Below are 6874 nucleotides of genomic sequence, written 5' to 3' on the forward strand. Positions count from 1 at the left end.
CACCCCGCTGCCGCCGCGAGCGCCCCGGCCTCGGCCATGCTCACGGGGATCGCCGCGGCGGAAACGGCCCGCCGCAAGGGTTGCCCCCACAAATCCATCCCCGGCGATACTGATAAGTGTGCAAAATAATCTGCGCAGTCTAGCTTCTGCCGCAATTTCGATCAGACTTCAGACCTATAAGAGGAGCCACGGGCAGGAAGGACCAGATGTTCGAGAGTCTTTTCTGGGGTGCCGCGATCATGGCGCTGGTGGGTTCGGCCGCCCTGGTGGCCATCGGCGCGGCGGTGCAGCCCCGGATCATCCAGAAGGATGATCTCGGATCGGGCATCCTCGATCCGCGCCGGACCTTCGGCCGCAAGCGGCGCTGGCGCCGCCCGTCCCGGGTGACGCGCCCCCTCGGCTGGCTTCCGCTGCGCTAGACGCCTGCGCCGCATCGCCTTTTCCCGAAAGCCGCCGGCCATCGCCCGGAACGGCACGCAGCCTTGCGTTCGACGCGTCCGCTGACGCCGAACCGGGAACCGCCTCGGCGGCGAGCGCTCCAGCAGGCCGGCTTTACCACGCTGGATACTAAACCTGTCTGCACCAAAGACGTACATCTAACGTTGCTGCCGCGGATGCTAAGGTCCGGTGACTGCGAAACAGCGGTCTTCAAGCAGTGCGAAAGGGCTCAGGACTGATGAGCGTGCGTCAAATCTGCGATCAGGTGCGGGTGACCGAACAGGCCTTCACCGCGGCCCTCGGGGCCATGAAGGCGACCGGGCTGCGCGAGGAGCTGACCCGCGAGCTCCAGGAGATGGAATCCGCGGAGATCGAGGCAGGACAGGACGCCGGCTCGGCCCGCACGGCCTCGTGGAAGCGGGTCAAGATGCTGCACGGCCTCGGCTATCCGGTGGATTTCGGCTGGCTGCACATCGCCCACGGCGCCGCCCGGTAGAGCCACCCGTCCGAGCCCGATCCAGGGAGGGCCTGCGAGACGCTGCCGGCCCCCGGCCCCGTGCGTCCGCACGAGGCCGGGGGGGGGATCACGCTCAGGGTGCGAGATCGTGGACCGGCGCCGGGACCGGCGTGTCGCTGCTGTTCAGCACGGTGCTGCTCGCCGGCACGGGCTTGAGCGCCGCCGTGTCGATCCGGGGCGCCGCCGGCAGCTGCAGCTGCTCGCTGGTGTAGGCCCATTCCTGTGCGACCCGGGCGGGGTCGTCGTTGAGCTTCGTGCCGTAGCTCGGGACGATCTGCCGGATCTTCGCCTGCCACTCGGGCGTGGCGACGTTCTTGGCGAACACCTTCTCCAGCACCTGCAGCATGATCGGCGCCGCCGTCGAGGCGCCCGGCGAGGCCCCCAGCAGGGCGGCGATGCTGCCGTCCTTGGCGTTGACGATCTCGGTGCCGAGCTTAAGCACGCCGCCCTTGTTCGGGTCGCGCTTGATGATCTGCACGCGCTGACCCGCCTGCCAGAGGCGCCACTCCCCCTTCTTGGCCTTCGGGAAGTACTCGCGCAGGGCCGCGATCCGGTCGTCGTCCGACAGCATGAGCTGGCCGGCCAGGTACTCGACCAGGGGATACTCGTCGATGCCGACCCGGACCATCGGCCAGATGTTGCTGGTCGTGGTCGAGCTGAGGAGGTCGAGATACGAGCCCTCCTTCAGGAACTTGGTCGAGAAGGTCGCGAACGGTCCGAACAGGATCACGCGCTTGCCGCCGAGCACCCGCGTGTCCAGGTGCGGCACCGACATCGGCGGCGAGCCGACCGACGCCTTGCCGTAGGCCTTGGCGAGGTGCAGCGTCGCGACGTCCGGGTTCTCGTTGATCAGGAACGAGCCGCCGACGGGGAAGCCGGCGTAATCCTCACCCTCCGGGATGCCCGACTTCTGCAGCAGGTGCAGGGCGCCGCCGCCGGCGCCGATGAACACGAACTTGGCGTCGACGCTGCGCCGCGACCCGTCCTTGATGTTGCGGGAGGTCACCCGCCAGGAGCCGTCGGCGTTCTTGGTGATGCCCTCCACCTCGGTGGAGAGGCTCAGCTTGAAGGTCGGCTGGCCTTGCAGGTGGGCGACGTACTGGCGGGTGACCTCGCCCCACTCGACATCGGTGCCGAGCGGCGACCAGGTGGCGGCCACCTTCTGGTTCGGGTCGCGCCCCTCCATCATCAGGGGCACCCATGTCTTGAGCTGCTCCGGATCGGTGGAGAATTCCATGCCGGCAAACAGCGGGCTGGCCTTCAGGGCCTCCCAGCGCTTCCGCAGGTAGGCGATGTTGTCGTCGCCCCAGACGAAGCTCATGTGGGGGGTGTAGTTGATGAAGGTGTGGGGGTTCTTCAGCACCCCGGTCTTGACCAGCGAGGCCATGAACTGGCGCGTGACCTGGAACGCCTCGTTGATCTCCACCGCCTTGGCGATCTCGACCTGGCCGTTCTTCTTCTCCGGAGTGTAGTTCAGCTCCGCCAGCGCCGAGTGGCCGGTGCCGGCGTTGTTCCAGCCGTTCGAACTCTCCAGGGCGACCTGATCCAGGCGCTCGACCATCTGGATCGACCACGTGGGCTCGAGCTGGTTCAGCCACACGCCGAGCGTCGCGCTCATGATGCCGCCGCCGATCAGCAGCACGTCGACCTTGGTGTCGGCGCTGTCGGCGAACGCGAGGGCGCTCGGCAGCGAGGCCGCGGCGAGCCCGGTGGCCGCCGTCCCGAGGAGTTGGCGCCGGCTGAAGGCGAGCGAGTCGCGCGGGGACCGGGGCTTGTTGGTGTCGTCGGCACGCATCGCCACATCTCATCGGTTGCGGACCGGACATGCACGGCTGGCACGTCCCGGCACAGAAGGCGTCGGATCGACGCGACGGGAGCCCCGCGCATCCAGCCTTCCAGAACGTTCCCCCGCGGATGATGCGGCACGCAGCGCGTGATCGATCGTATGCGATCGTTTATTGTCTTGGGCGCCGTTGTTGCTTCCGAAAGCAGCTTCCGGAAGTGCAGGGCCGGATCGAAGCGTCTTTTCCGAGTTGATGGCCGGGTTCGACGTGGCTGCGCCGAATAGAGCCGAGACCCGATCCGGAGACCGCGCGGTGATCGGCGAGTCTCGACGGTGAAAAGACGCCGGCCGATCTGGCGCGGCGGCGTGTTCCCCGCGTCTTAGAGGATGAGGTCTGAAAGGACAATCTGTGGTGTAGGACAAACGCCGCCGCCTGTCCTGTCCGGAACATGCGGGGCGTGCGTGCGCGTCATGGCGGACGCCGCCTTTATCGGCTGCGCCGGAACCGGATGATGCTGCGCGAGAGGCGGCCGGCGTCCCAGTTGGGCATGATCCGCCAGGGCGTCGTCACGTCCGCTTCGTCGCCGTGGATCTTGATCGTCCGCCGCTGCTCGGTGTTGACCCATTCCGGAGCCCAGGCGGTCTGGACCGTCGTGATCCATTGGTCGCCCTCGATCCGGTAGCGGCCGATATAGGCGACCAGCGTCTTCATCAGCGCGGCGCGGTCGGCATCGGTCTCGGCCGGCTTGCGGTCGGTGCCCTCGAGGTTGAACGCGACCCAGCCATCCGGGGTGAAGATCACCCGGCCCCGCGGCGCGCTGCCCATCGCGTCGATCAGCGACCCGGTCGCCTTGTCCTCGACCTGGTAGGAGACGAGTTCCCAGGTCCCCACGATCTTCTCGGCGAGGTCGCCCTCGTCCGCATGGACCTGCGGCTGGGCATCGGCGGCCTGGCCGGGCGACGCGGCCATGAGCAACGCCGCCGCGAGCGTCGCGGAGAACTTCGTCATCCGGTGATTCTCCTTCCGGCCTGCCGGCCATGCGGCCAGCGCGAATCGGGCGACACCGGGATACGGCGCGCGGCCCCGTCGTGACAGGTCTCGGTCGCGCGAAGCTGGGTTCGGATGACGACATGCGGCTTCGATCGACAGGGATCCGAAGCGGCGCCGACCGGCTGTGATGGCCGGTCTCGTGTCATGGTCTGGGGAGAGAGTTGTGCGGATCAGCGCTTTAGGCGGCTGATGGTGCCCAGGAAAGGACTCGAACCTTCACCTCTTGCAAGACTGGTACCTGAAACCAGCGCGTCTACCAATTCCGCCACCTGGGCTCGCCGTCGGCCATTGGCCGGCGACGGCTTCGTTTAGGCGGACACGTGGGGTCCGTCAATCGCGATTTGTGCCTTTTGCGCCTCAGCCGCGCGGCCAGTCGCGGATGTCCACGAACCGGCCGGCGACCGCGGCCGCCGCCGCCATGGCCGGCGAGACGAGGTGCGTGCGTCCGCGATGACCCTGACGGCCCTCGAAGTTGCGGTTCGAAGTCGAGGCGCAGCGCTCCAGCGGGTTGAGCCGGTCGGCGTTCATCCCGAGGCACATGGAGCAGCCCGGCTCGCGCCAATCGAAGCCCGCGGCCTTCAGCACCCGGTCGATGCCCTCGGCCTCGGCCTGCGCCTTCACCAGGCCCGAGCCCGGCACCACCATGGCGGAGACGCTCTCGTGCACCTTGCGGCCCTCGACCATCTGGGCGACGACCCGCAGGTCCTCGATCCGGCCGTTGGTGCAGGAGCCGATGAACACCCGGTCCAGGGTGATGTCGGTGATCGGCGTGCCCGGGGTCAGGCCCATGTAGGCCAGCGCCTTCTCCTTGGACTGCCGCTTGTTCTCGTCCGCGATCGCCGCCGGATCAGGCACGCGGCCGCGCACCGAGATCACGTCCTCCGGGCTGGTGCCCCAGCTGACGATCGGCGGCAGGCTCGCGGCGTCCAGGCGCACCTCGCGGTCGAAGAACGCGCCCTCATCGGTGAGCAGGCTCTCCCAGTAGGCCCGGGCCTTGTCGAACGCCGCGCTCTTGGGGGCCTTCGGACGGTCCTTGACGTAGGCGTAGGTCGTGGCGTCCGGCGCCACCAGGCCGGCGCGGGCGCCGCCCTCGATCGACATGTTGCAGATGGTCATCCGCCCCTCCATCGAGAGGGCGCGGATCGCCTCGCCGGCATACTCGATCACGTGGCCGGTGCCGCCCGCCGTGCCGATCTCGCCGATGATCGCCAGGATGATGTCCTTGGCGCCCACGCCGGGCGGCAGCGCGCCGTCCACCGTGACGCGCATGTTCTTGGCCTTGTTCTGCACCAGCGTCTGCGTGGCGAGCACGTGCTCGACCTCCGAGGTGCCGATGCCATGGGCCAGCGCCCCGAAGGCGCCGTGCGTCGAGGTGTGCGAATCCCCGCACACGATGGTCTGGCCGGGCAGCGTGAAGCCCTGCTCGGGACCGATGATGTGGACGATGCCCTGGCGCACGTCGAGGGCGTCGTAGAACTCGATGCCGAAGTCGCGCACGTTCTCGGCCAGCGCCTCGAGCTGGGTGCGGCTCTCGGGGTCGTCGATGCCCTTCGACCGGTCGGTGGTCTGGACGTTGTGGTCCACCACCGCCAGCGTCTTCTCGGGATGGCGCACCTTGCGGCCGGCCACGCGTAGGCCCTCGAACGCCTGCGGGCTCGTGACTTCGTGAACGAGGTGCCGGTCGATGTAGAGGAGGCTGGTGCCGTCCGGCTGGACATCGACGACGTGGTCGTCCCAGATCTTGTCGTAGAGGGTGCGCGGGCTGGTCATCGGTTTTCGTCTTCGGATGGGATCGGTGCAGAACTCTCGCGATAAGGCGCCTTCCTTAGTAGGCATCGCGGGCGAATTTCGAAAGAGGCGAGTCCTCGTCTCGTCGTATCCTGGTCCCGTCGTGTCCAGGTCCCGTCGTGTCTTCGCCCTGCCGCTCGGCGCCGGTCGCCGGATGTCACGGCCCGGGGCCCGGCACGGCTGGCGCCGGACCGGGGGCAGGCACTATGCCGGATCCAAACCGCCGGTCGCAGCAGCGGCCGGCCGAACAGGGAGTGTGAGATGTCCGAAGCGCCGCCCGAGATCCTGCTGCTCAAGACGATGCATCCGCTGGTCGAGGCCGCCTTCGAGGCGCGCTTCACCGTGCACCGGCTCGCGGGCGTCGCGGATCCGCAGGCCAAGCTGGCCGAGATCGGCCCCCGGATCCGGGGGCTCTGCGTCGGCGGTCAGGTCGATGCGGCCCTGATGGACAAGCTGCCGAAGCTCGAACTGATCGCCAATTTCGGCGTCGGCTACGACGGCGTCGACGCGGCCGAGGCGCATCGGCGCGGCATCGTCGTCACCAACACGCCCGACGTGCTCACCGACGAGGTCGCCGATCTCGCCGTCGGCCTCGTGCTGGCGACCGTCCGGCGGCTCCCGCAGGCCGACCGCTACCTGCGCGCGGGCCATTGGCCGAAGGCGCCGTTCCCGCTCACCGCGTCCCTGCGCGGGAGACGGGTCGGCATCCTGGGGCTCGGCCGGATCGGGCAGGCGATCGCCCATCGGCTCGAGAGCTTCGGCGTCACGATCGACTATCACGGCCGCAGCCGGAAGGCGGGCATCGCCTACACCTATCACGATAGCCTGATCGCCATGGCGCGGGCGGTCCACATCCTGATCGTGGTCGCCCCCGGGGGTGACGACACCCGCAAGCTGGTGGATGCCCCCGTCCTGGAGGCGCTGGGACCCGAGGGCATCCTGATCAACGTCGCCCGCGGCAGCCTCGTCGACGAGGCCGCGCTGATCGCCGCGCTTCAGGCGGGCACGATCCTGGAGGCCGGCCTCGACGTGTTCGAGAATGAGCCGCACGTGCCGGCGGAGCTGGCCGCCCTCGACAATACCGTGCTGCTGCCGCATGTCGGCTCCGCCTCCGAGCATACCCGCACGGCGATGGCCCAACTCGTGGTCGACAACGTGTTGTCGTGGTTCGAGGGTCGGGGCCCGCTGACCCCCGTGACCGAGACACCCTGGAGCCCGCCCGCGTGAGACCCGTACAGGCCGCGCTGCTCGCCGCCCTGGCCCTGGTGCCGCGGCCGGCGGCGGCGCAGGAGGACTT

Annotated in this window: 6 protein-coding genes and 1 tRNA gene; 3 read left to right on the top strand and 4 right to left on the bottom strand. The window is 68.7% G+C overall.

Going from position 1 to position 6874, the window contains the following annotated elements:
* The first annotated feature begins 206 nt into the window (after nt 1-206).
* Together FV228_RS16745 and FV228_RS16750 are read left to right on the top strand one after the other, a co-directional pair.
* Nucleotides 207-419: a hypothetical protein gene (locus FV228_RS16745; RefSeq protein ID WP_147855665.1), complete on the top strand. Its 213-nt coding sequence runs from the start codon at nt 207-209 to the stop codon at nt 417-419.
* Nucleotides 420-676: 257 nt separating this feature from the next.
* Nucleotides 677-934 (top strand): hypothetical protein, encoded by a 258-nt coding sequence (locus tag FV228_RS16750; protein WP_147855666.1) that lies wholly within the window; start codon nt 677-679, stop codon nt 932-934.
* Nucleotides 935-1028: 94 nt separating this feature from the next.
* On the opposite strand, the gene mqo is transcribed toward FV228_RS16750, so the two are convergent.
* The 4 genes from mqo to leuC form a co-directional block, all read right to left on the bottom strand.
* Complete coding sequence (gene mqo / locus FV228_RS16755; RefSeq protein ID WP_147855667.1) at nt 1029-2750, bottom strand: malate dehydrogenase (quinone); 1722 nt, start codon at nt 2748-2750, stop codon at nt 1029-1031.
* Nucleotides 2751-3225: 475 nt separating this feature from the next.
* Nucleotides 3226-3747, bottom strand: coding sequence for a lipocalin-like domain-containing protein (locus tag FV228_RS16760; RefSeq protein ID WP_147855668.1), 522 nt, complete (start codon nt 3745-3747; stop codon nt 3226-3228).
* Between the two features lie 232 nt (nt 3748-3979).
* Nucleotides 3980-4064 (bottom strand) — tRNA-Leu (locus FV228_RS16765).
* A gap of 82 nt (nt 4065-4146) precedes the next feature.
* Entirely contained in the window at nt 4147-5559 is a 1413-nt protein-coding gene (gene leuC, locus FV228_RS16770; protein ID WP_147855669.1) for a 3-isopropylmalate dehydratase large subunit, read from the bottom strand.
* A gap of 279 nt (nt 5560-5838) precedes the next feature.
* Between leuC and FV228_RS16775 the strand changes: the two genes are divergently transcribed.
* On the top strand, nt 5839-6804 hold the full coding sequence (locus FV228_RS16775) for a 2-hydroxyacid dehydrogenase (protein WP_147855670.1): 966 nt from the start codon (nt 5839-5841) through the stop codon (nt 6802-6804).
* Nucleotides 6805-6874 lie beyond the last annotated feature (70 nt).

The sequence above is a fragment of the Methylobacterium sp. WL18 genome, assembly GCF_008040015.1.
In the GTDB taxonomy this organism is placed as follows: Bacteria; Pseudomonadota; Alphaproteobacteria; order Rhizobiales; family Beijerinckiaceae; genus Methylobacterium; species Methylobacterium mesophilicum.

Bases quoted from the DNA above. Each gene is read 5' to 3' on its own strand.
- FV228_RS16745 (WP_147855665.1), top strand. From the start codon at position 207: ATGTTCGAGAGTCTTTTCTGGGGTGCCGCGATCATGGCGCTGGTGGGT.
- FV228_RS16760 (WP_147855668.1), bottom strand. From the start codon at position 3,747: ATGACGAAGTTCTCCGCGACGCTCGCGGCGGCGTTGCTCATGGCCGCG.
- leuC (WP_147855669.1), bottom strand. From the start codon at position 5,559: ATGACCAGCCCGCGCACCCTCTACGACAAGATCTGGGACGACCACGTC.
- FV228_RS16750 (WP_147855666.1), top strand. From the start codon at position 677: ATGAGCGTGCGTCAAATCTGCGATCAGGTGCGGGTGACCGAACAGGCC.
- mqo (WP_147855667.1), bottom strand. From the start codon at position 2,750: ATGCGTGCCGACGACACCAACAAGCCCCGGTCCCCGCGCGACTCGCTC.
- FV228_RS16775 (WP_147855670.1), top strand. From the start codon at position 5,839: ATGTCCGAAGCGCCGCCCGAGATCCTGCTGCTCAAGACGATGCATCCG.